The sequence below is a fragment of the Aureimonas sp. AU12 genome (genome assembly GCF_001463705.1).
Taxonomy (GTDB): Bacteria; Pseudomonadota; Alphaproteobacteria; order Rhizobiales; family Rhizobiaceae; genus Aureimonas.
Window position 1 is genome coordinate 51,918 of sequence record NZ_BBWH01000004.1, and the last position, 22,197, is coordinate 74,114.

Consider the following 22,197-nt stretch of genomic DNA (forward strand, 5'->3'; position numbering starts at 1 on the left):
ATCAGGAACGACATGCCCTCGGAGACCTCCACATGGCCGATTATGGAACGCCCCATTTCCAGAACGACGCGGGGCATGACGTGATCGAAATCGGCGTCAGCGAGTTCATGTGCGTCGGCGCGCACCCGCCCTACGACCACCCGCATGTCTATCTCGACATGGGCGACGAGGGCGAAAAGGTCTGCCCCTACTGCTCCACCCTCTATCGCTTCAACCGGACGCTCGGCCGCCACGACACGCTGCCGGCAGGCTGCGCCTTCCACGACAAGGCGGCCTGACGAGGCCATCGGCTTGCGGGCGTCTGTATCCCGAACCGCGATCGTCGCGGGCGGCGGGATCGCCGGCCTGTCGAGCGCACTCGCCCTGTCGCTCGCGGGCTACGAGGTCGAGATCTTCGAGCGCTCGCCTCGCCTCGAAGCAGTCGGCGCCGGGCTCCAACTCTCACCGAACGCACTGGACGTGCTCGCTCGCCTCGGCGTTCTCGATGCGTTGACGCAGGTCGCAGTCGCCGCGCGCTCCGTGACGCTTCGAAGCGGACGAACGGGCACGGTGCTGGCGCGCATCCCCGTCGAGAGCACGGCAGGCCGCGGGTATCTGTCCGTACATCGCGCAGACCTGCAACGGGTCTTGCTCGACGCGGTCGAGCGGGTCGGTTGGATACGCCTGCATCTGGGCCAAAACCTATCGGCTTTGCAGGACGAGGGTCCGACCGTCTGCGCGTCGTTCCGCTCGATCGACGGAACCGCCTCCACGGTCAGCGCCGATCTCTTGGTGATCGCAGATGGCGTCCATTCGGCCGGCGCCGCGCTCCTCGACTACGCGCCTGCCCGGAACACCGGCGTTCAAGCGCTGCGCTTCGCGGTCCCGCCCGATACGGACGGCTCCGCGACCGGCGAGATCGAAGCGTGGCTCGGGACGAAGCGCCATGCGGTCTCCTACACGATCCGCCGCGATGGCTCTCGCAATCTCGTTGTCCTGCAGCCCGATGGCCAAACGCGGCTCGACGGTTTCTCTCTGTGGGACCAGCGCCTCCGCAGCATGCTCGAACGCGCCGATCCCGTCGGCGTCTGGCCGATCCTCGACGTCGATCATGCCGAGCGGATGGTGCCTCGCGCCCGCATCGTCCTCGTCGGCGACGCTGCTCATGCCATGCCGCCTTATGCGGCGCAGGGGGCGGCGATGGCGATCGAGGATGCCTGGGTGCTTGCCTGCCAGCTTTTCGTATCGCCGCCCGAAGTGGCGCTACCCGCCTTCGCCGCGCTTCGCGCGCCGCGCATCGCCAAGGTCGTGAAGCGCGCGGCGTTTCACCGCTTCGTGTATCACCTGCCGCCGCCGGCCTCGTGGGCCCGCAACGCCGCGATGGCGGCACGATCGCCGGCCTCGCTGCGGGCAGACCTCGGTTGGCTCTACGACTGGACCGCGGCGCCGCTCGATGGCGGGCCCACCTGACGAGCCGAGGCTGCGGCGGCCGTCATTCCCTTCCCCTATCGCCGGCCTAGTTTGCAAACGAGGCCGTGGCCCGCCGATCGCTCGGCGGACCGGCGCTGGGAACGATGTCGCAGACGACCACGCCCACCGCCGACCCCGGATCTGTAAGGGACAGATTGAAAGGTCGACTGATGTTGAACTTGAAGAGAACGAGCCGCTTCCTGACGGTGACGGCGCTGGCCGCCTCCACCGCGCTGAGCGGGCCTATGGCCGCGCTGGCGCAGGAGGCCGAGCAGCCGCCGCCGCAGATCCAGGACGCGCCGCCCGAGATCCCGGCGCCCGAGGCAGCCCCCGCGCCGGCACCGGAAGCCCCCGCACCGAAGGCGCCTGCTTCTGAGGCGCCTGCGCCTGAAGCACCGGCAGAGCCCGCGCCGCCGGCACCCGAACCCGCAGCGCCTGAAGCCCCGCCACCGGCCGACGAACCGCCAGCAGCGCCAGCGCCTGCCGACGAAGCGCCCGCGCGCGTCCAGTCGGCACCCGACACGGGCGCACCGCGCAACGCGCCGGCGGGCGACCCCGCCGAGCTTCCGGTGGATGCCGGCACACAGAACGATGCCGACGCGCCGGCACCGGCTTTGGCCCCGCAGCCGGAGGCACCCCCGGCGCCAGCCGTGGAAGCGCCTCCCGCTCCCGCTGCCGAAACGCCCCCGCCGCCCGCCGCCCGAAGCAAGACCGCCCCGGCACCTGCGCCCGACGCGAGCCCGGCGCCCGCCGCCACCCCCGAGCCGGTGACGCCGCCGGCGCCGCCAGCCAGCGCAAGCACACCGCCCGCAGCGCCGTCGGCCGAGACGGCTCCCGTGCCGCCGACGCCACCTGCTCCGGGCACCGAGCCGGCAACACCGAATGCCGATCCTTCGGCGCCGGCTGCCCCGGCCGCTCCCCCGACGGCCCCCGTCAGCCCTGTGGCACCGGAAACGCCCGATGCCGTCCCTGTGGTTCCCGGCACCCCGGCGGCACCGCCCATCCCGGCTCCGGGTTCGGCGGTTCCCGCACCGGCAGCGCCCACCGCCCCGGCGCCCGCCGGTACGGCTCCGGCTCCCGCTCCGGCTCCCGCTGGCGTCACGCCAGCGCCCGCTGCTGCGCCGACCGCCCCGGCGCCACAGGCGGCCGCGCCTCAACCGCCCGAGCAGCCGCGCCCGGTGGCAGCCGACATCCAGACGGCGCCCGTTCCGGAAGGACAGGTCGGCGCGAATGACGCCCGCGTGCAGCAACTGGCACAGCCCGTGCAGATCCAGCCGGTGACGGCCGTCCAGGGCCAGCGCGTCGAGGCAGCACCCGTCGCGGTCCTGCCGCCCAATGTTCAGGTGGTCGAGAAGGTCGGCAACCGGAAGATCCTTTCGCTCGTCGGTGCAGGCGTCGCGGGCGCTGCCGCCGGCGGCCTCGCGGCTTACTTCATCCGCTCGAACGACAATGATCGACTCGCCCGCGGTTCGAGCGACGTCAGCTACGAGCAGCTCCCCCGGGGGCTGACGCGCCAGACGATCGATCGTCCGAACGGTGTCCAGATCGTGACGATCGAGAACGAGTACGGCGACGTGATCCAGCGCTCGCGGATTTTGCCGGACGGCCGCGAGGACGTCCTCTTCTACGACCCCTATGCCGAAGATACGCAGCGTCCGGACTATTATGTGGACGCCGGCGCGGATCTCCCGCCGATCGAGCTGACGATCCCGCGCGACCGCTACATCGTCGACATCGCGGAGCCCGACGAGGACCTGTACTACGATACGATCGTCGCACCGCCGGTCGAGACGGTCGAGCGCATCTACTCGCTGGACGAGGTGCGGCGCTCGCCGCGCATCCGCGACAAGGTTCGCCGGATCGACCTGAACACGATCAATTTCGGGTTCGGATCGTCCGACATCGATCAGGCCGAGGTCGACAACCTGCAGGCGCTGGCCGATGCCGTGAAGCGTGTGATCGACAAGAACCCGTCGGAAGTCTTCCTTCTGGAGGGGCATACCGACGCTGTCGGCAGCAATGTCGCCAATCTCGCGCTGTCGGATCGGCGCGCCGAATCCGTCGCGTCGGCGCTGACCGAGTATTTCGAGATCCCCTCGGAAAATCTGGTCACGCAGGGCTATGGCGAAGAGGACCTGAAGGTCGCCACGCAATCGCAAAACCGCGAGAACCGCCGGGTGACGCTGCGCCGGATCACGCCGCTGGTGAAGCCGGTCCAGACATCGCAGGCCAACTAAGCCGCAACGAATGAAGAAGCCGGCCAACGCTTAGCGCTGGCCGGCTTATTGCTGTCTTGAACGCACTCGGATCGGTGATGGACGCGTCAGGCCGCACGGACGCAGCGTTTCATTCGCTCTCGCTGGCCGGAGGATCCTGCTTTTCGGCGGAGAGAAAGTTCGCCAGCGGATGCAGGCCGTCGACGTAGCTGGCGAAGACCTTGACACCGACCATCAGGGGAACGGCGAGGAACATGCCGACCACTCCCCAGATCCAGCCCCAGAAGGCAACAGCCAGAAACACGGCAGCGGCGTTCATTTCCAGGCGCCGGCCGACGAGGACCGGAGTGATGAGTTGCCCCTCGATCGAGGTGACGCCGAGATAGAGAACCGCTGGCAGGATGGCGCCGCTCAACATGCCGCTATCGGCAAGGCCCACCACCCCGACGAGGCCGATACCGACGATCGCGCCGAGATAGGGAATGAAGTTGAGAACGAAGGCGAGGACGCCGAACACGGCGGGCATCGGCAGGCCAGCCACCCACATGGCCGTTCCGATGGCGACGCCGAGCCCGGCATTGATCAGCGTGATCGTCAGGAGGTAGCGCGACAGCTCACGCTCGATCTCGTGGGCGATCGCCAGTGCCTTTCGCTTGTCGGAGAAGGTCGGCATCGACTCGATGAGCTTCTGATAAAACAGGTTGCCCGACGATAGCAGGAAAAACAGGAAGATCAGCGCGAAGCCGATGCTGGCGATGACCTGCGGCACGACGCTGGCGGCGTTATCGAGGAGTCCTGGCCCGTTGAGAACCACGTTTTCCGGTGCGGCCGCCGCAGGTGCCGGCGCCCCGGTCGCCTCCCGGGCGGTCTCCCGCGCATCCGCAAACCGAGCAAGGCGGTCGCGCACGTGCGAGATCTCGTCGTTCACAGCGCGGATGTAAGTCGGTGCGCTCGACGCGATCTGTGTCAGCGGTCCGCTCGTGAGATAGAAGGCGCTGAGGATCGCGATCAGCGTTCCGAAGACGAGAACCCCGGCCGTGACGGGCTCCCAAATGTGCAGCCGCCGCTTGGCGAAGCGCACGACCGGACTGAGCACCAGCATGAACAGGAGCGCGAACACGACCGGCAGGACGAAGCTGGCGGCAAGATACAGGGCGCCGAACAACAGGATGAAGAAGATCCCGGTGATTGCCCAATGGCGGCCCGAGTGAACCTTGAGCAGTTCGACAGACTGAAGGTCCGGGATGGGCTCGCGCGATGCCGTTTGAGACTGCGAGACCGCCCGTACGCCGACTTGTTCCACCACACGGGTACCCTCCATGACCTCGAAGGTAACTGCCGCGAGAACCGTGCGTTCCTTTTCGCTCGCACGGGCGATGGATAGCGGACGGACGCGCTCGCCGGGCGTTGGTTCCCGGCGAGCGCTGGTGGCTAATGCAGGATCTGGGACAGGAAGAGCTTGGTGCGCTCATGCTGTGGGTTGCGGAAGAACTCCTCCGGCTTGTTCTGCTCGACGATCTGTCCCGCATCCATGAAGATCACCCGGTCCGCGACCTGCCGCGCGAAGCCCATCTCGTGGGTCACGCAGATCATGGTCATGCCTTCCTCGGCGAGGCCGACCATCGTGTCGAGCACCTCCTTCACCATCTCCGGGTCGAGCGCGGAGGTCGGCTCATCGAAAAGCATGACCTTCGGCCGCATGCAGAGCGCCCGCGCGATGGCGACGCGCTGCTGCTGACCGCCCGACAACTGACCCGGATACTTGTTGGCCTGCTCGGGAATGCGGACGCGCGAGAGGAAATGCATGGCCACCTCCTCCGCCTTCTTCTTCGGCATCTTGCGCACCCAGATCGGAGCCAGCGTGCAGTTCTCGAGAATCGTCAGATGCGGGAAGAGGTTGAAGTGCTGGAACACCATGCCGACCTCGCGACGCACGATGTCGATCTTCTTGAGATCGCCCGTGAGCTCCACGCCGTCGACGACGATGGTGCCTTTCTGATGCTCCTCCAGCCGGTTAATGCAGCGGATCATCGTCGACTTGCCGGAGCCGGATGGGCCGCAAACGACGATCTTCTCGCCGCGCGTGACGCGCAGGTTGATGTCGCGCAGCACGTGGAACTCGCCGTACCACTTGTTGACGTTGACCAGCTCGATCGCGACCGGGCCGAGCCCGCTCTGCGGTTCGCCGGCGAGCGGGGAGACGGTCTGGGCGCTATCCATCGACATGGGCTCTGGTTCCGAATGGGAGGGGTTGGCGAACCGGCCATCGAGGCCGGCCAGAGGCTTGGAACGCGAGTTGGGAGCCCGCGAGGCTAATGCTTATGCCCCTTCGACAGGCGGCGTTCCATGAAGACGGAGTAGCGCGACATGCCGAAGCAGAAGGCCCAGAACACGAAGGCGGCGAAGACGAGACCCGTCGCAGGCGTTGCCGGGGTGATCCATTGCGGGTCGCTGAAACCGCGGCGAACCGTGCCGAGAAGATCCGCCAGACCGATGATCGACACGAGGCTGGTGTCCTTGAACAGGCCGATGAACGTGTTGACGATGCCGGGTATGACGAGGGTCAGCGCCTGCGGCAGGATGATCATACGCATCTTCTGCCAGTAGGTCAGCGCCATGGCGTCGGCGCCCTCGTACTGACCCTTCGGAATGGCCTGCAGCCCGCCGCGGATCACCTCGGCCATGTAGGCGGCAGAGAAGAGTGACACGCCGACGAGCACCCGCAGCAGCTGGTTGAAGCTGACGCCGCTCGGCAGCAGCAGCGGCAGCATGAAGTTGGCCATGAACAGGACGGTGATCAGCGGAACGCCGCGCCAGAACTCGATGAACACGACCGAAAGAAGCCGAACGGCCGGCATCTGCGACTGACGCCCGAGCGCCAAGACGATGCCAAGCGGAAGCGAGGCCGTGATGCCGGTCAATGCCACCGTCAGCGTGATGAGCAGTCCGCCCCACAGGTTGGTGGGCACATCGGGCAAACCGAAATTCGAGGTCAGCACGAACACGAAGGCGAACGCCGCCAGCAACGGATAGAGCAGCGAGAGGGGGTTGATGCGATCGTCGGCCGTACGCAGCGTGGCGACCACCGCGAGCGCGATTGCGGCGAGCGCCGCAATCAGGGCGGCAGCACTCAGCACCGTGAACGGGAACCTGAAGAGCATGACGCGGTCGCTGGTCACGTAGGCCGAGGCGATCGCCACGATGATCGCGACGGCCGTGAGCCAGCGCGCGATCGTCATCAGGATGTCACCGCCGACCCGGCTGCTGCGCGCGCTGCCGACGAGAAGCGTCGCCAACGCGCCGAGGCCGAAGACGAGCGCGATCATCGAGCCCGACAGGACGAAGCGACCGCCGGTGAGGAGCACGAGCGCGACGAGCGGGAACACCAGGAACAGAAGGATCGCGTTCAGCCGCTTGTAGGGCACGCGCGGGATCGCGATCGCGGCGACGAGCGCGACAAGGGCGAAGAAGACGAGTTCGACGCGCCAACGCTGGTCGAGCGGATAGAGGCCGAACAGGAACTGCTGGAACTTCGCGCCGATGAACGCCCAGCACGCGCCGACTTCGCGGCCCTCGGCGGGAATGCAGGCCGTGCGGTCGCTGCCGACGAAGACCGCGTCGAAGACACCCCACTGCAGCAGAGACCAGACGACATAGACGATCGCCGTCAGGCTGAGCGCCGTCAGGATCGCGTCGAACGGGGTTGCGAACAGATGGGTTCGAACCCGTCCCGCAAAGCCAGACGTGTCGCCCGGTGGCGGCAGCGGCGGAAGCTGGCTGCGCGAAACGAAGGAAGAGACCTGGTCTTGCATCTCGGACCCTTCAGCGCTCGATGAGTTTCATGCGGCGATTGAACCAGTTCATCACGATCGAGACGGTGATGCTGATGCCCAAATAGACCGACATCCAGATCACGACGACCTCGATCGACTGGCCGGACTGGTTCAGCACCGTCGATCCCACCGCGACGAGATCGGGATAACCGATCGCGAGGCCAAGCGAAGAGTTCTTCGTGAGGTTCAGGTATTGCGAGGTCAGCGGGGGGATGATGACCCGGAACGCCTGCGGCACGACGACGAGGCGCAAAGACAGGTTGCGCCGCAAACCCAGCGCCGAGGCGGCCTCGGTCTGCCCTTTCGACACCGACATGATGCCGGCCCGCACGATCTCGGCGATGAAGGAGGCCGTGTAGACGGACAGCGCCAGGAAGATCGCGAGGAACTCGGGCTTGATCTGGAAGCCGCCGGTCAGGTTGAAGGTGCCGCGCTGCGGCAGATCCAGTGTCGCCGGAAATCCGGAGGCGGCGAAGACCACGATCGGCAGCAGCACGATCAGGCCGAGCGCCGGCAGCATCAGGCTCGGGCGTTGTCCGGTGGCCAGTTGACGCCGTTTGAAGATCTTCGAGAGAACGATCGTCGCGACCAGGCCGACGATCAACGCCACCAGCGTCACCCAGGCGCCCGGTCCGAAGATGGCGCTCGGCGTCTGCAGGCCGCGGTTGGACAGGAACGAGTCGAACGGTAATTCGATGGCCTGGCGCGGCAGCGGCAGCACCGAGAGGACGCCGAAATACCAGAACAGCATCACGAGGAGCGAGGGAATGTTGCGGAAGGTCTCGACATAGACGGTCGAGAGACCGCGGATCAGGAAGTTGCGCGACAGGCGCCCGATGCCGATCAGGAAGCCGAGGATCGTGGCGAAGATGATGCCGGTGCCGGCGACGATCAGGGTGTTGGCGATGCCGACGAGGATCGCGTGGCCGTAGGTCGATCCGCTCGTGTAGGAGATCGGCACCTGCGAGATGTCGAACCCGGCCCGCGTCTGAAGGAAGCCGAAGCCCGACGCGATGTTGGCGTTTCGAAGGTTGTCGGCGGTGTTGCCGACCAGCCACCAGACGAAGAGCGCCAGGCCTCCGACGAGAACGATCTGGATGACGGCGCTTCGCACTTGCGGGTTCGTCAGGATCGAGTCCCGCGTCTCTCGCTGCCGTTGCGGGGGCATCGTACCGATCTCGGCGCTCATGAACATCCTTCAGCAGGCGGGACGAAGCTCCTGCCGCCGCCATGATGCGGCGGCAGGATGGTGTGTGGAGGAGTGGTACCGGCTTAGCGGATCGGCGGCGCGTACTGCAGGCCGCCCTTCGACCACAGTGCGTTCTGTCCGCGTGCGATCTTGAGCTGCGAGCCCTGGCCGACGTTGCGCTCGAAGATCTCGCCGTAGTTGCCGACCGCTTTGACGACGTTGACGACGAAATCGGCGCTCATGCCGGCATCGGCGCCGAACGTGCCCTCGACGCCGAGGAGACGGCGGATCTCGGGATTGGGCGACTGCTTCATCTGCTCGACATTCGCCTGCGTCACGCCGAGCTCCTCGGCGTTCAGCAGCGCGAAGTGCGTCCACTTGACGACGTTGAACCACTGGTCGTCGCCCTGGCGGACGGCCGGTCCGAGCGGCTCCTTCGAGATCAGCTCGGGCAGGACGATGTGATCGTCCGGCGTCGCAAGTTCGAGGCGCGAGGCGTAGAGGCCGGACTGGTCGGTGGTCAGAACGTCGCAGCGGCCGCTGTCATAGGCGCTGTTGACGTCCGACTGCGCCTCGATGACGACGGGGTTGTACTGCATGTTGTTGGAGGCAAAGTAGTCGGCGAGGTTGAGCTCGGTCGTGGTGCCGCTCTGCACGCAGACGGTCGCGCCGGAAAGCTGCAGCGCCGAGTTCACGCCGAGCGCCTTCTTCACCATGAAGCCCTGGCCGTCGTAGAAGTTGACGCCGGCGAAGGTCAGTCCGAGCGCTGTGTCGCGGCTCATCGTCCAGGTCGTGTTACGCGACAGGACGTCGACTTCGCTGTTCTGCAGCGCCGGGAAGCGCTGAACGGCGGAGAGCGGCGAGTAGACGACCTTCGAGGCATCGTTGAAGACCGCCGCGGCGATCGCCTTGCAGTAGTCGACGTCAAGGCCGGCCCACTCGCCCTGATCGTTCTGGTAGCCGAAGCCGGGAAGGCCCGTGTTGACGCCGCACCGGACGGTGCCGCGCGCCTTCGTGTCGTCGAGGGTCGTGGCGGAGGCACCGCCGACGGCGACACCCATGACCGAAAGGCAAAGCGCGGCAGTCAGAAGCTTCAGTTTCATCAGGATACCTTCGTCTTGAAACAGGAAAGAAAGATGCCGTACGACCAGACGATCGCGACCAAGGAGCAACCGAACGAGAATCCAACGGCTGATCTGGCGCGATCACATGCCATATAAATTTGCAGGTCAAGCTTCTGGCGCTTTTTTCCAACAGCGAAAGTCGATTGACTGTTCAATTGCCCGCGAACTCATCAGGAAGCACTTGCCTTGAGCAATCCCAGCAAGCTCGGCCCGCACGCCGGCCCGTCGACCCGCCTGCTCCACACGGGCTACGATCCTTCGGAGTTCTTCGGCTTCGTCAATCCGCCCTCCGTCCACGCCTCGACCGTGCTTTTCCCCGACACGGCGACGATGCGGCGCCGGGACCAGAAGTACATCTACGGATTGCGCGGCACGCCGACGACCGACGCGCTTGAACGGGCGCTCGACGATCTCGAAGGTTCGCACGGCACGATCCTCGTTCCCTCCGGCCTCGCCGCCATCAGCTTCCCGCTTCTCGCCTTCCTCGGCAGCGGCGACCACTGCCTCGTTGTCGACAGCGTCTACGGTCCGACGCGGCTCTTCTGCGACACCCTGCTGACGCGCATGGGCATCGAGACCGAGTATTTCGATCCCGCCGTCGGCGCCGGGCTAAAGGACCTGATGCGGGCGAACACGCGCGTGGTGTTCCTCGAGGCGCCGGGCTCCAACACGTTCGAGATGCTCGACGTCGCCGAGATGGCGGGCATCGCCCGGGCCGGCGGCGCGGTGTCGATGATCGACAACACCTGGGCGACCCCCCTGTTCTTCCGCCCGCTCGATCACGGCGTCGACCTCTCGATCCACGCCCTGACCAAGTATCCCGGTGGCCACTCCGACGTCATGATGGGCAGCGTCTCGGCCAACCGCGAGACCTTCGATCGACTGCGGGATGCGCAGATGCAGATCGGCGTCAACGTGTCGCCCGACGACACCTATCTCGTGCTGCGCGGCCTCAAGACGATGGCGCTGCGGCTGAAGGCACACGAAGCGGCGGCGCTTGAACTGGCGCAGTGGATGGAGACACGGTCGGAGGTTGCGCGCGTGCTGCACCCGGCCCTCCCCTCGTTCCCGGGACACGATCTCTGGAAGCGGCAGTTCACCGGCGCCAGCGGTCTGTTCTCGATCGTGCTCGACGGCGGCGGCCCACGCGCCGCGGCGGCCTTCCTCGACGCGCTGCGCATCTTTGGCCTCGGCTATTCGTGGGGCGGATTCGAAAGCCTGGCGCTCGAGGTCGGGCTGTCCGACCGCGTCGTCGCCAAGGCCCCGCTCGAGGGGCCGGTGATCCGGCTGCAGATCGGGCTAGAGGACGTCGCCGACCTCCGCGCCGATCTGGAAGGCGGCTTCGCCGCGCTGGCAGCGCTGTAAGCTCGGCCTGCGGTCTTGGCGCCGATGCGATGGGCCTATGGCTTCGAGGATGTCCGGAGCCATAGGCGATCGACGCCGGAAGATGCGCGCCGCGGCTGAGACCCAGCTTGATCAGACGGGCCAGTCAATCGTCGGCCTGCGGGCCAGTGGGGCGGCGGCCGCACCTCGGGGGAACGCAAGGCGGCGGGACGAACCCGGTCTCTGTCCGTCAGTGTCCGTCCGACCCGGGGGCATGCCTCACTGCGCATGCCCCCTGGACGGATCCTGGGACCGAAGGCGATCCTTGGGCGCCAAGCGCTTAGAGGTGCTTTTCGATGATCGCGGCCATCTGGTCGGCCGAAAGGGCGCCGGCATACTTCTCGCCGTTGACGAAGAAGGTCGGCGTCGCGCTGACGCCGAAATCCTTCTGGCCGGCTTCCTGCACGGCGACGACCTTGCTCTGCAGATCGGTGTCCTTGAGGCAGGTGGTGAACTGGTCCTGCGACATGCCGGCCAGTTGCGCGATCTTCAGCAACGCCACCGAGGCGTTTTCGGCGGCAGCCCATTCTGCCTGCTGGTCGAAGAGCACGTCGACCATCGCGGTCCGCTTGTCCTCGCCCGAGCAGCGCGCCAGCATGAAGGCGGCGAGCGCGCGCGGATCGAACGGGAACTCGCGCAGGATCAGCTTGGCCTTGCCGGTGTCGAGATAGTCCTGCTTGAGCGCGGGATAGGACTCGGAGTGGAAGTCGCGGCAATGCGAGCAGGTCATCGAGGCGTACTCGACGATCGTGACCGGCGCGTCCGCCTTGCCGACGATGATGTCCGGCAGGGCCTGCGGCGCCATCAGCTTGGCGACGTCTACGGTGCCCTCCGGGGACGGCGCGGTTGCGGCGGCAGGGTTCGTGGCAGGCGCGCTCGCTGCGGGTGTCCCGGTCGCGGTCTGTGCGCCGGCCTGCGAGCCCATGGCGAGGACGAGGCCGGCCGCGCCGGCCAGCATCAGGCGGCGCCACGATGCGCCGGAACGGGGGGCGGATGCGGTCGGGATCACGGACATGGAGGCGACGGCCTTTCGAGTTGGCATCGGGCGGCGAGTAGACGACGAGGGAGAATCGAGCCACCGGCCGGAAGCATGACCCGGCCGGCCGAGCGACCTAGCGCAAGGAATGTGGCAAAACCAACGGAAACCGCTTCGGCGTTCCGCAATTTGCGGTGACCGCAGGGACTGGTGCCGTGCTCAGTCCTCGGGCTGGCCGGGGCGTGCCGCATTGCGGCCGATGATGCTTTCGCCGAACCGCTCGAGCGCCGCCTTCAGCCGAGGGCTCTCGATCCGGGCGGTCGCCTCGGCGATTTCGGCGCGGTTTCCCGCCGTCAATGGCCGGATCGGCACCTTGCGGTTCGGCCGCTCGATGCGGACAGGACGCTGCACGATCTTTAGCTTCGACACGGCGGGATAGCCGAAGAAGGCGTTCACCCGGGCGATCAGTTCGCGCGACTCGTGCTGAAGGCGCAGCACATACGCGCCCTCGCAGGCCACCACGAGCGTCGCGGGCTCGAACGAGCCGTCATCGGCGCCGCTGCCCTTCGACCAGTGCAACTTCTCGGGCCGGCATCCCTCCTGCAGGCGAAGCCCCGCGATCTCCGGCCAGGCCCCCAGGAGCCCGGCCGTCATGCCGGCCTTGCGGGCGACGATGGGATCGACGAGCGCGGAGACCAGATCGGCCAGGGGACGCGCACCGCGCGGTGCCCGCCAGTCGTCCTTACCGCGTCCGGTCCGGTTGTTCATCGCCGCTGGCCCTCTCGTGCCGTGTCGAGCCTCGCGCGATCGGCGAGCTCGACCCGACGCAGCGAGGTCAGGAGCGTCGCCATCGTGCCGAAGACGGCGATCAGCGTCCACTCGTTGAGAAGGACGCCATGAAAGCTGCCGAACAGGAAGAGGAAAGCGACGAGGACCACCGAGGTCTCGCGCAGCAACGGGGTCCGCGTCGAGGCGAAGACCGTGCGCAGGAACGTCGCGAAGACGGCGAAGAGCAGGGCGAGACCGATGAGCCCGCTCGACAGCGCCTCGTCGAAGACGAGATTGTGCAGGTGCTGATAGTAGGTGACCATGTAGGCGTTGGCGCCGGCCTTCTCGCCCACCCGCTCCATTCGCACCGTGCCGCCGACGCCGAGCAGCGGGTGTTCGGCCAGAACCTGTGCCGCCGAGCGCCACATGACAAGGCGCACGTCCGCCGATCCCTGCACCTTGCCGGTCGCCTCGAAGGCCTGGATCTCGGCGACGCCGCTTTCGAAACGCGCGCCGATCATCGTCGCCGCGGGATAGGCACCGACGATCAGCACGAGTGCGATCACGCCGAGGATCACCCGCGAACGGCGCGGATTGCCGGCGGCGGAGCGGCGGGCCGCCAGCCGATAGAGATCGAAGGCACCGGTCATCAACATGAGAACGAGAGCCGCCCTCGTGCCGCTGAGCACGATGGGCACGCTCGCCAGATAGGTCCAGATCCGGCTGTTCGGCAGCCAGCGCCAAGGCCGCGCCGCCGGAAAGCGGGCGGCGATGCCGACGACGCCGGCGACGAAGGCGAAGATCGCCTCGTTCGCGCCGAGCCCGACGCGTCCGCCGATCATGGCGTACTGAACGGGCGTGGCGACCAGAAGCGCGAGCAACCCGACCCGCGCGCCGTTCGCCAGCGCGTCGAGCGGTCGCGGAACGAGGCAGAGGCCGAGGGGCACGAACACTACCGCCAGCTCCACTGCGGCATAGGAGAGGACGCGATTGCCGGAGACAGGCTCGCCGCGCAGGAGGCTGAGAGCGATCTGCCAGATTGCCCAGGCCGCCAGCACGGCGGAGAAGGCCGGCGGCAACTGGCGCAGCGTTCGGTGGCGGATGGCAGCCAGATACAGGCCACAGACCGCGAAGAGGAGAAACGCGACCTTGCCGGTGCCCAGCATCAGCGCCAGCGTCGCCATGCCGCCACCGAGAATCCAGGGATCGATCCGCCGACGCAGAAGGAAGACGCGGCGCATCGTCATTGGTTCTTGTTCCCCGGGCGAACGGTAGCCGCGAAGACGGCGCGGCGCACGAGATCGGTCGTGCGGAAGCCGAGCGTGGGCAGTCGCTGCCAGGGCTTCAGCTTCATCGAGGCATAACGACGACCCGCCTGCGTCAGGCTGCTTTTCGAGTGCGCGCCGAAGCCGACGAGATCGGGCCAGACGTCGCGCGTGCGCAGGCCCATCGACCAGCCGCGCTCCAGCGCCACGTCGAAGGGCAGACGCATCGGCGTCAACGCGTCGGCAAGCCTGGCGGCGGCGGAGCGGCGCACGATATAGGCGGCGGCGCTGCCGGTCGGGCCGAAGCGCGAGACGAAGAGGCCCCGCCCCTCCGGCAGCCGACGCAGGAGGCGGCGAGAGGCCTTCCGGTGATGGGCGAAGCGCACGACGTCCCAGTCGTCGCGGTCACAGAGCGCTTCGAACACGGGCGCGAGTTCGGCGCGCGGATGCACGTCGTCCTCGAACACGACGCCGGCGTCGGCCGCCCCTGCGGCAATCGCTCGCAGCGCGGCGAGATGACTGGCATAGCAGCCATATTCGCCGTCCATCGGGTGCTTTCCGTGCTGGCGCAGGAAGCCGGCGCGGTCGAGCAGCGTGCGATCGGCCTCGGCCACGCTCTTTCCATCCACGGCGGGGATCCGTATCAGATCGATCCCGAGCGCGGCGGCATCGGCGCGGATCGATGCGAGGCGCTCCGGGGACCGATCGAGGTTGATGACGAAGAAATCGATCTTCAAGACTGAGCCCCAGGCGGCGGACGGGACGGCCCGCGGGTCGGGCTCGGATGGACTCCGGGCCGCGCGAAGTCAAGCAAGCACGAGCCCGTCCGATGCGGCCGACAGCGTCGCGCCGCGACTTCTCGCCTGGTACGACCGGCACGCGCGCACCCTGCCTTGGCGCGTCGCGCCGGCCGATCGTGCACGGGGCGTGCGGCCCGATCCCTACCGCGTCTGGCTCTCCGAGGTGATGCTGCAGCAGACGACCGTCGCGGCGGTCAAAGCCTATTTCGCCGTCTTCACGACCCGCTGGCCGAGCGTTCAGGATCTCGCCGGCGCGCCCGACGAGGCGGTGATGGGCGCCTGGGCGGGGCTCGGCTACTACGCCCGCGCGCGCAATCTTCTGGCCTGCGCCCGCACCGTGACCCTCGATCACAACGGCCGTTTCCCCGAGACGGCGGCGGCGCTTCGCCAGCTGCCGGGCGTCGGCGACTACACTTCGGCCGCCGTCGCCGCGATCGCCTTTGACGAGCCGGCCGCGGTGGTGGACGGCAATATCGAGCGCGTGACGACGCGCCTCCACGCCATCGAGATGCCGCTGCCGGCCGCGCGCAAGGCGATCCGGTCCTTCGTCGAAACCATGACGCCGCGCCTTCGTCCCGGCGACTTCGCGCAGGCGATGATGGATCTCGGCGCGACGATCTGCACGCCGCGCAAGCCGGCCTGTGTCCTCTGCCCGCTGACCGAAGGGTGCCAGGCGCGCATCGAAGGGCGGCAGGAGAGCTTTCCGCGCAAGCTGGTGAAGAAGGCCAAGCCCACCCGCAACGGCGCCGCCTTCGTCGCGCGCCGAGCCTCCGATGGCGCCGTCTGGCTGCGCCGACGCCCCGCCACCGGCATGCTCGGCGGTATGAGCGAGCCGCCCTCGACCGACTGGACCTCGCGTCAGGACGGTGCGACCGGCGCCGCCGCCGCCCTCTTTCCGGCCTCGTGGCGAGCGGCGGGCGCCGTCCTTCACGGCTTCACCCATTTCGATCTCGTGCTCGAAGTCTGGACCGCCGAGATCACCGATGATCCTGCGATCGACGGCTGGTGGGCGACGCCCTCCGCGCTCGAAACCGAAGCGCTGCCGACGCTGATGCGCAAGGCGATCGAGGCAGCGCTGGCCGAACCGCCCCAGATTCCCGTCACTTCAAAAGAGTTGCCGACATGACCATCCGCCACGTCGTCTTCGATATCGGCCGCGTGCTGATTCACTGGGATCCCGAGATCCCCTACCGGGCGCTGATCCCCGACGATGCCGAGCGCGCGCGGTTCCTGGCCGAGGTGTGCTCTCCCGCCTGGAACCTCGAACAGGATCGCGGCCGGGCCTGGGAGGACGCGGAGGCGATGCTGGTCGCCGAGCACCCCGAAAAGGCGTCGCTGATCCGCGCCTTCCGACGCGGCTGGCGACAGATGGTGCCGCATGCCTATGAAGGAACGGTCGCGATCTACCGCGACCTGATCGCTGCCGGGATCGATGTGACGCTGCTGACCAACTTCGCCGCCGACACGTTCGAGGAGGCGGAGGAGATGTTCGGTTTCCTCGGTGAGGCGCGCGGTGTTACGGTGTCTGGGCGCATCCGGCAGGTGAAGCCGGACGCGGCAATCTTCGCGCATCACGCCGGGCTCTTCGACCTCGATCCCGCCGCGACTTTCTTCATCGACGACAGCGCCGCCAATGTCGCGGGCGCCATCGCCGCCGGCTGGCAGGCGGTGATGTTCACCGATGCGACCACGCTTCGGAATGACCTCCGGACACGCGGCCTGCCCGTCTGATCAGACGGCGCTGGCGGCCATCTGGTCGCGCACGATCTGGCGTAGTTCGTCGATGACGCGCAGCCGGCCGTTCTCGCGCACGTGCCAGAAGGTCCAGCCGTTGCAGGCGTCGAGCCCCTGCACCCGAGCGCCCATCCGGTGGATGGATGCCGCCTCGCCATTGGCCGCGATCGTGCCGTCGGCGCGCACGTTGGCACTCCAGCGGCCCTGCGCATCCGTCAGCTCGGCGCCGGGGGCGACGAGGCCGGACTCGACGAGCGTCGCAAAGGGAACGCGCGGCTCGGCGCGCTTGCCACCGGTCATGTGCAGGATGGAGGCGTCGAGCGGCTCCACCGACAGGATCCGATCGGTTGCCGCCTCGATGTAGTCGTCCTGCCGCTCGATGCCGACGAAGTTGCGGCCGAGCCGCTTGGCGACGGCGCCCGTCGTTCCCGTGCCGAAGAACGGGTCGAGGATCGTGTCTCCGGGCTTGGTCGAGGACAGGATGACGCGGGCAAGCAGCGCCTCGGGCTTCTGCGTCGGATGCACCTTGAGCCCGTCCTCGCCTTTCAGGCGTTCGCCGCCCGAGCAGATCGGGAAGAGCCAGTCGGAGCGCATCTGCGTGTCGTCGTTGGCGGCCTTCATCGCATCGTAGTTGAACGTGTAGGACTTGGCGTCCTTGTCACGCGAGGCCCAGATCATCGTCTCGTGCGCGTTCTGGAAGCGACGGCCGCGGAAGTTCGGCATCGGGTTGGTCTTGCGCCACACCACGTCGTTCAGAAGCCAGAAGCCGAGATCCTGCATGATCGCGCCGACGCGAAAGATGTTGTGATAGGAGCCGATCACCCAGATCGTGCCGTTCGGCTTGAGAATACGGCGCGCCGCCAGAAGCCAGGCGCGGGTGAACGCGTCGTAGGCGGCGAAGCTCTCGAACTGGTCCCAGGCGTCGTCCACCGCGTCGACCTTCGACTGGTCGGGCCGGTGCAGGTCTCCGCCGAGCTGCAGGTTGTAGGGCGGGTCGGCGAAGATCGCGTCGACCGAGTTGGCCGGCAGCGCCGCCATGCGCGAGACGCAGTCGCCCTTGATGATCGTGTTCAGCCATTCGGGCTTGGCGGAGGCGGCGGAGACGGTCGACACGCGACGAAGATTGGACATGGACACCACCCGTTACTCGACACTCGATTTCGGGATCATGGTTACCGAACGAGCTTAACGGCGGGTAAAGGCGGCCTCGTGAAACCACCGAGAGCCGCCGATTCCCGGCCTGCGGGTGGCCATGCGCAGCGTCCCGTGCTACCCGGGCCGCCGAAGTTTACCCTTTCCGTTCAGTTCCTTCAGGAGCATCCCATGGCTCTCTCGCTCATCATGTTCGATTGCGACGGCGTTCTCATCGATTCCGAGATCATCGCCGCCCGCGTCGAGTCCGAGCGCCTGACCGAGCTTGGCTACGAGATCTCCGCCGAGGAGATCGCCGAGCGCTTCGCCGGCCTGACGCTGGTACGGATGATGGAGTTGCTCCGCGAGGAGACGGGCATGAACTTCCCGGAAGACTTCGTCGAAAAGACCGACGCCGAGATCGAACGCCGCCTGTCGAGCGACGTGCAGGCGATCGCGGGCGCGGCCGAGATGCTCGACAAGCTGGATCTGCCGCGCTGCATCTGCTCGAACTCGATGGGCATGCGGCTGGAGATGTGCTTGCGCAAGGTCGGGCTATGGGACCGCTTCCGCCCCTACGTCTTCTCGGCGCTCGAGGTCGGCACCAAGCGCGGCAAGCCGGCGCCGGACGTCTATCTCTACGGAGCCGAGCAGTTCGGCGTGCCGACGCGCGAGACGGTGGTGATCGAGGATTCCGTGCATGGCGTCGCGGCCGCGGCCGCGGCCGGCTGCCGCGTCGTCGGTTTCGTGGGCGGCAAGCACACCTATCCCGGCCATGGCGATGCCCTGACCGAAGCCGGCGCGGAGACGATCATCAAGCGCCTGTCGGAATTCCCGGCCGTAGTCGCGGCCTTCGCGGAGTGGGAAGCGGCGTAGAGCACGCCGCCCCCTCTTCCGGCTCAGCTCTTGGGAGCGGCGCGTCCTGCCGCCGGCGCGCCCTCGTCGAACCCCGCGAACACCGTTAGCGTGCGCCCCGCGGGCATCGGGATGCGGATGGCGCGGTCGACATAGGTGAAGTTCTTCGGGCCGCCGGCCGGGTCGGTCGAGACCTGGACCTGCCCGAGATTGGTGTAGGCGACGGCACCCGCGTTCACGATGGCGATGCGGATCGGCAGGTTGACGCTGCCCGGACGCCCGGCCGGCCCCGGCACGAGACGGCCGGCGATGCCGACCTCCATGTACAGCTCGCCGTCCTTGACGCGGCAGGACCGCGTGGTCGAGGCGATCGACGCGAGATATTGCAGGTCGTCGCCAGCGCCCTTGCGCAGAATCGCGGTGCCCTCCCGCAGGCTGACCTGCGGACAATAATCCGGCACGACGCCTGCACTGGCCACGGCCTGCGGCGCCGGCGCGTCGGGGCCCGGAGCGGGCGCTCCGGTACCCGACGTACTGCAGGCCGAAAGGAGTGCGGCGCCCGTCAGGAGGGCTGCGACCTTCGAACTCTTGGAAACCAGAGACATATGCATCCCGCGGTTCTTCCCTTATCATGGTGCGCCGTTCTATATCAGGCCGCCTGTCGCGTTGCGACCGCCGCCGTCGCGAAAACCGCGGGCTTTCCCGGCCGACGATGAGAAGCGGCCCGATCCGGGTCGATGGGAGTAGTCGTGAGATATGTGAGTTCGCGGGGCGAAGCTCCGATCCTGGGTTTCGCCGACGTTCTTCTGGCGGGTCTCGCCGATGATGGCGGGCTCTACGTGCCCGAGACCTGGCCGGCCATTTCGCCCGAGCAGATCGCCTCCTTCGCCGGACGGCCCTATGCCGAGGTCGCCATCGAGGTGCTGACGCCGTTCGTCGGCGACGACATCGCGCCGGCCGATCTCAAGCGCATGGTGCGCGAGGCCTACGCCACGTTCCGCCATCCGGCCGTGGCCCCGCTCGTGCAGATCGGCGACCGGCATTTCGTGCTCGAGCTGTTCCACGGGCCGACTTTGGCCTTCAAGGACGTGGCGATGCAGCTGCTCGCGCGGCTGATGGATCATGTGCTCGAGCAGCGCGGCCAGCGCGCCACGATCGTCGGCGCGACCTCGGGCGACACCGGCGGCGCCGCCATTGCAGCCTTCGCCGGCAGCGACCGCACCGACATGTTCATCCTCTTCCCCAAGGGCCGCGTCTCGCCGGTGCAGCAGCGCCAGATGACGACGTCGGAATCGGCCAACGTCCATGCGGTCGCCATCGAGGGCACGTTCGACGACTGCCAGGCCCTCGTGAAGGCGATGTTCAACGATCGCGGCTTCCGGGCAGAAACCGCGTTGTCGGGTGTCAACTCGATCAACTGGGCGCGGATCATGGCCCAGATCGTCTACTACTTCACCGCCGCCGCCAGCGTCGGCGCGCCAGGCCGCACCGTGTCCTTCACCGTGCCGACCGGCAATTTCGGCGACATATTCGCCGGCTATGCCGCCAAGCGCATGGGCCTGCCGGTCGAACGCCTCGTCGTGGCGACGAACGAGAACGACATCCTGGAGCGCACCCTGAAGTCCGGTCGCTACGAGATGGAGGGCGTCCACGCCACCATGTCGCCCTCGATGGACATCGAGATCTCCTCGAACTTCGAGCGCCTCCTGTTCGAGGCGGGCGGGCGCGATGCGGCCTCGATCCGCCGCCTGATGCAGCAGCTCCAGCAGTCGCGCGCCTTCACCGTGCCGGAAGCCACGATCGCGGCCATCCGCGCCGAGTTCGATGCCGGGCGCACGAGCGAGCGCGAGACGGCCGAGACGATCCGCGCCTACCTCGGCACCACCGCCTATCTCCTCGATCCGCACACGGCGGTCGGCGTATCCGTGGCCGACCAGCGCATCGGCGAGGTGCCGATGATCACGCTCGGCACGGCCCATCCGGCCAAGTTCCCGGCCTCGGTCAAGGCGGCCTGCGGCTTCGAGCCGCCCCTGCCGCCGAGCCATGGTGACCTGATGAAGAAGAACGAGCGCTTCGAGGTGCTGCCGAACGAGCTGGCCGCCGTCCAGACCTATATCCGCGACCGCAGCCGCGCCGTGCGGCTCGGAGCGGCCGCATGAGCGTCGAGATCACGCGGCTGTCGAACGGGCTGACGATCGCGACGGAGACAATGCCGACGCTCGAAAGCGCCGCGCTCGGCGTCTGGGTCAAGGCCGGCGCGCGCGACGAGGCGCGCGACGAGCATGGCATCGCCCATCTCCTCGAGCACATGGCCTTCAAAGGCACGACGAAGCGCAGCGCGCGCGACATCGCCGAGCAGATCGAGGATGTCGGCGGCGAGCTGAATGCCTCCACAAGCGTCGAGACCACCGCCTACTATGCCCGCGTGATGAAGGACGACGTGCCGCTGGCGCTCGACATCCTCGCCGACATCCTCCTCGATTCGCGCTTCGACGACGAGGAGCTGGAGCGCGAGCAGCAGGTCATCCTGCAGGAGCTCGGCGCGGCGGAAGATACGCCGGACGACATCGTCTTCGACCACTTCCAGGAATCGGCCTTCCACGACCAGATCATCGGGCGTCCGATCCTCGGCACCCGTGACAGCGTCAAATCCTTCACCGCCGGCAACCTGAGGGCCTATCTGGCGCGGCACTACACGCCGGGGCAGATGATCGTCTCGGCCGCCGGTGCCGTGTCGCATCGTGACATCGTCGACCGCGTCACCGCCGCCTTCGGCGACATTGCCGACCGCCCCGTCGTCTCCGGTGCCCGCGAGACGGCGCGCTACACCGGCGGCGAATTCCGCGAGGAACGCGATCTCGCCGATGCGCAGATGGTGCTCGGCTTCCAGGGTCGCCCCTACTACAAGCGCGACTTCTACGCCGCGCAGGTTCTTTCGATCATCCTCGGCGGCGGCATGTCCTCGCGCCTCTTCCAGGAGGTCCGCGAGACCCGCGGGCTCTGCTACGCGATCTCGGCCTTCCACTGGAGCTTCTCGGACAGCGGCATCTTCGGCGTCCATGCCGCAACCGGCGAGGAAGAGCTAGCGGAACTCGCGCCCGTGATCGTCGAGGAGCTGGCGCGCGCCGCCGACGGCATCGGCGAGAAGGAGGTCGTGCGGGCCCGCGCCCAGATGCGCTCCAGCCTCCTCATGAGCCAGGAAAGCCCGGCGTCCCGCGCCGGCCAGATGGCGCGTCAGCTGATGTTCAATGGAGACATCATCTCCAATGCCGAACTGCTCGACCGGCTCGGCGCGATCACCGCCGGTCGCCTCGCCGACCTTGCGGGCGCCACCTTCCTCGACGCCGTGCCGACGCTGGCCGCGATCGGACCGGTCTCGCATCTCCCGGCGCTCGGCAGCTTGATGGAAGGCGCGAAGGCAGGCGTCGCCCGACCCGTGCGGGCGGCCGTGAACGGCTGAGCGGCGCGGAGCGG

At 67.6% G+C, this 22,197-nt stretch carries 20 protein-coding genes; 9 read left to right on the forward strand and 11 right to left on the reverse strand.

The genetic code is table 11. The features are described 5' to 3' along the window. Positions 1-32: 32 nt before the first annotated feature. The 3 genes from AUL33_RS01810 to AUL33_RS22915 all read left to right on the forward strand — a co-directional run bounded on the left by AUL33_RS01810 (position 33) and on the right by AUL33_RS22915 (position 3,686). Positions 33-278 (forward strand): zinc-finger domain-containing protein, encoded by a 246-nt coding sequence (locus tag AUL33_RS01810; RefSeq protein ID WP_062203061.1) that lies wholly within the window; start codon positions 33-35, stop codon positions 276-278. A gap of 13 nt (positions 279-291) precedes the next feature. Next, on the forward strand, positions 292-1,449 hold the full coding sequence (locus AUL33_RS01815; RefSeq protein WP_062203063.1) for an FAD-dependent monooxygenase: 1,158 nt from the start codon (positions 292-294) through the stop codon (positions 1,447-1,449). A 170-nt stretch (positions 1,450-1,619) separates the two neighbouring features. Further along, positions 1,620-3,686: an OmpA family protein gene (locus AUL33_RS22915; protein WP_280137793.1), complete on the forward strand. Its 2,067-nt coding sequence runs from the start codon at positions 1,620-1,622 to the stop codon at positions 3,684-3,686. 109 nt (positions 3,687-3,795) lie between these two features. Here AUL33_RS22915 and AUL33_RS01825 read toward each other — a convergent pair whose 3' ends face one another. From AUL33_RS01825 to AUL33_RS01845, 5 genes are all read right to left on the reverse strand, one after another. Next, positions 3,796-4,968, reverse strand: a complete 1,173-nt coding sequence (locus tag AUL33_RS01825; RefSeq protein ID WP_244491881.1) for an AI-2E family transporter — start codon at positions 4,966-4,968, stop codon at positions 3,796-3,798. Positions 4,969-5,096: 128 nt separating this feature from the next. Continuing rightward, positions 5,097-5,885 carry an amino acid ABC transporter ATP-binding protein gene (locus AUL33_RS01830; RefSeq protein ID WP_062203374.1) on the reverse strand — a complete coding sequence of 263 codons (789 nt, stop codon included), beginning with the start codon at positions 5,883-5,885 and terminating at the stop codon, positions 5,097-5,099. 92 nt (positions 5,886-5,977) lie between these two features. Then, a complete protein-coding gene (locus AUL33_RS01835; RefSeq protein ID WP_062203067.1) occupies positions 5,978-7,477 on the reverse strand; it encodes an amino acid ABC transporter permease in 1,500 nt (499 codons plus the stop codon). 10 nt (positions 7,478-7,487) lie between these two features. Beyond that, entirely contained in the window at positions 7,488-8,687 is a 1,200-nt protein-coding gene (locus tag AUL33_RS01840) for an amino acid ABC transporter permease (RefSeq protein WP_062203376.1), read from the reverse strand. A gap of 83 nt (positions 8,688-8,770) precedes the next feature. Next, positions 8,771-9,790, reverse strand: coding sequence for an amino acid ABC transporter substrate-binding protein (locus tag AUL33_RS01845; protein WP_062203069.1), 1,020 nt, complete (start codon positions 9,788-9,790; stop codon positions 8,771-8,773). Between the two features lie 207 nt (positions 9,791-9,997). On the opposite strand from AUL33_RS01845, the gene metC reads away from it, so the two are divergent. Next, positions 9,998-11,176 (forward strand): cystathionine beta-lyase, encoded by a 1,179-nt coding sequence (gene metC, locus AUL33_RS01850; protein ID WP_062203071.1) that lies wholly within the window; start codon positions 9,998-10,000, stop codon positions 11,174-11,176. Positions 11,177-11,474: 298 nt separating this feature from the next. On the opposite strand, the gene AUL33_RS01855 is transcribed toward metC, so the two are convergent. The 4 genes from AUL33_RS01855 to AUL33_RS01870 all read right to left on the reverse strand — a co-directional run bounded on the left by AUL33_RS01855 (position 11,475) and on the right by AUL33_RS01870 (position 14,940). Then, positions 11,475-12,209: a DsbA family protein gene (locus AUL33_RS01855; protein ID WP_082652247.1), complete on the reverse strand. Its 735-nt coding sequence runs from the start codon at positions 12,207-12,209 to the stop codon at positions 11,475-11,477. A 180-nt stretch (positions 12,210-12,389) separates the two neighbouring features. Further along, positions 12,390-12,938, reverse strand: a complete 549-nt coding sequence (locus AUL33_RS01860; RefSeq protein ID WP_062203073.1) for a DUF721 domain-containing protein — start codon at positions 12,936-12,938, stop codon at positions 12,390-12,392. Then, complete coding sequence (locus AUL33_RS01865) at positions 12,935-14,179, reverse strand: O-antigen ligase (protein ID WP_192843120.1); 1,245 nt, start codon at positions 14,177-14,179, stop codon at positions 12,935-12,937. Before AUL33_RS01865 ends, AUL33_RS01860 begins: the two co-directional genes overlap by 4 nt. Positions 14,180-14,181: 2 nt before the next feature. Continuing rightward, positions 14,182-14,940: a glycosyltransferase family 25 protein gene (locus AUL33_RS01870; protein WP_082652263.1), complete on the reverse strand. Its 759-nt coding sequence runs from the start codon at positions 14,938-14,940 to the stop codon at positions 14,182-14,184. Between AUL33_RS01870 and AUL33_RS01875 the strand changes: the two genes are divergently transcribed. Together AUL33_RS01875 and AUL33_RS01880 are read left to right on the forward strand one after the other, a co-directional pair. After that, entirely contained in the window at positions 14,918-16,129 is a 1,212-nt protein-coding gene (locus tag AUL33_RS01875) for an A/G-specific adenine glycosylase (protein WP_082652248.1), read from the forward strand. The two genes, AUL33_RS01870 and AUL33_RS01875, sit on opposite strands and share 23 nt — an antisense overlap. After that, positions 16,126-16,734: an HAD-IA family hydrolase gene (locus tag AUL33_RS01880; protein WP_062203079.1), complete on the forward strand. Its 609-nt coding sequence runs from the start codon at positions 16,126-16,128 to the stop codon at positions 16,732-16,734. The genes AUL33_RS01875 and AUL33_RS01880 overlap by 4 nt, the downstream gene beginning before the upstream one ends. On the opposite strand, the gene AUL33_RS01885 is transcribed toward AUL33_RS01880, so the two are convergent. Next, positions 16,735-17,868 carry a site-specific DNA-methyltransferase gene (locus AUL33_RS01885; protein ID WP_062203081.1) on the reverse strand — a complete coding sequence of 378 codons (1,134 nt, stop codon included), beginning with the start codon at positions 17,866-17,868 and terminating at the stop codon, positions 16,735-16,737. Between the two features lie 192 nt (positions 17,869-18,060). On the opposite strand from AUL33_RS01885, the gene AUL33_RS01890 reads away from it, so the two are divergent. Beyond that, positions 18,061-18,744: an HAD family phosphatase gene (locus tag AUL33_RS01890; protein WP_062203083.1), complete on the forward strand. Its 684-nt coding sequence runs from the start codon at positions 18,061-18,063 to the stop codon at positions 18,742-18,744. A 23-nt stretch (positions 18,745-18,767) separates the two neighbouring features. Here the strand turns inward: AUL33_RS01890 and AUL33_RS01895 are convergent, their stop codons facing one another. Beyond that, a complete protein-coding gene (locus AUL33_RS01895; protein ID WP_062203085.1) occupies positions 18,768-19,328 on the reverse strand; it encodes a hypothetical protein in 561 nt (186 codons plus the stop codon). A 144-nt stretch (positions 19,329-19,472) separates the two neighbouring features. Here AUL33_RS01895 and thrC point away from each other — a divergent pair, with 144 nt between their 5' ends. Further along, on the forward strand, positions 19,473-20,882 hold the full coding sequence (thrC, locus tag AUL33_RS01900; RefSeq protein ID WP_062203086.1) for a threonine synthase: 1,410 nt from the start codon (positions 19,473-19,475) through the stop codon (positions 20,880-20,882). Further along, on the forward strand, positions 20,879-22,183 hold the full coding sequence (locus tag AUL33_RS01905) for a pitrilysin family protein (protein ID WP_062203088.1): 1,305 nt from the start codon (positions 20,879-20,881) through the stop codon (positions 22,181-22,183). The genes thrC and AUL33_RS01905 overlap by 4 nt, the downstream gene beginning before the upstream one ends. The last annotated feature ends 14 nt before the right edge of the window (positions 22,184-22,197 follow it).

Coding starts and splice junctions, on each gene's coding strand:
- AUL33_RS01810 (WP_062203061.1), top strand. CDS start 33: ATGGCCGATTATGGAACGCCCCATTTCCAGAACGACGCGGGGCATGAC.
- AUL33_RS22915 (WP_280137793.1), top strand. CDS start 1,620: ATGTTGAACTTGAAGAGAACGAGCCGCTTCCTGACGGTGACGGCGCTG.
- AUL33_RS01830 (WP_062203374.1), bottom strand. CDS start 5,885: ATGGATAGCGCCCAGACCGTCTCCCCGCTCGCCGGCGAACCGCAGAGC.
- AUL33_RS01835 (WP_062203067.1), bottom strand. CDS start 7,477: ATGCAAGACCAGGTCTCTTCCTTCGTTTCGCGCAGCCAGCTTCCGCCG.
- AUL33_RS01840 (WP_062203376.1), bottom strand. CDS start 8,687: ATGAGCGCCGAGATCGGTACGATGCCCCCGCAACGGCAGCGAGAGACG.
- AUL33_RS01845 (WP_062203069.1), bottom strand. CDS start 9,790: ATGAAACTGAAGCTTCTGACTGCCGCGCTTTGCCTTTCGGTCATGGGT.
- AUL33_RS01855 (WP_082652247.1), bottom strand. CDS start 12,209: ATGTCCGTGATCCCGACCGCATCCGCCCCCCGTTCCGGCGCATCGTGG.
- AUL33_RS01860 (WP_062203073.1), bottom strand. CDS start 12,938: ATGAACAACCGGACCGGACGCGGTAAGGACGACTGGCGGGCACCGCGC.
- AUL33_RS01865 (WP_192843120.1), bottom strand. CDS start 14,179: ATGCGCCGCGTCTTCCTTCTGCGTCGGCGGATCGATCCCTGGATTCTC.
- AUL33_RS01875 (WP_082652248.1), top strand. CDS start 14,918: ATGACGAAGAAATCGATCTTCAAGACTGAGCCCCAGGCGGCGGACGGG.
- AUL33_RS01880 (WP_062203079.1), top strand. CDS start 16,126: ATGACCATCCGCCACGTCGTCTTCGATATCGGCCGCGTGCTGATTCAC.
- AUL33_RS01885 (WP_062203081.1), bottom strand. CDS start 17,868: ATGTCCAATCTTCGTCGCGTGTCGACCGTCTCCGCCGCCTCCGCCAAG.
- AUL33_RS01890 (WP_062203083.1), top strand. CDS start 18,061: ATGGCTCTCTCGCTCATCATGTTCGATTGCGACGGCGTTCTCATCGAT.
- AUL33_RS01895 (WP_062203085.1), bottom strand. CDS start 19,328: ATGTCTCTGGTTTCCAAGAGTTCGAAGGTCGCAGCCCTCCTGACGGGC.
- AUL33_RS01905 (WP_062203088.1), top strand. CDS start 20,879: ATGAGCGTCGAGATCACGCGGCTGTCGAACGGGCTGACGATCGCGACG.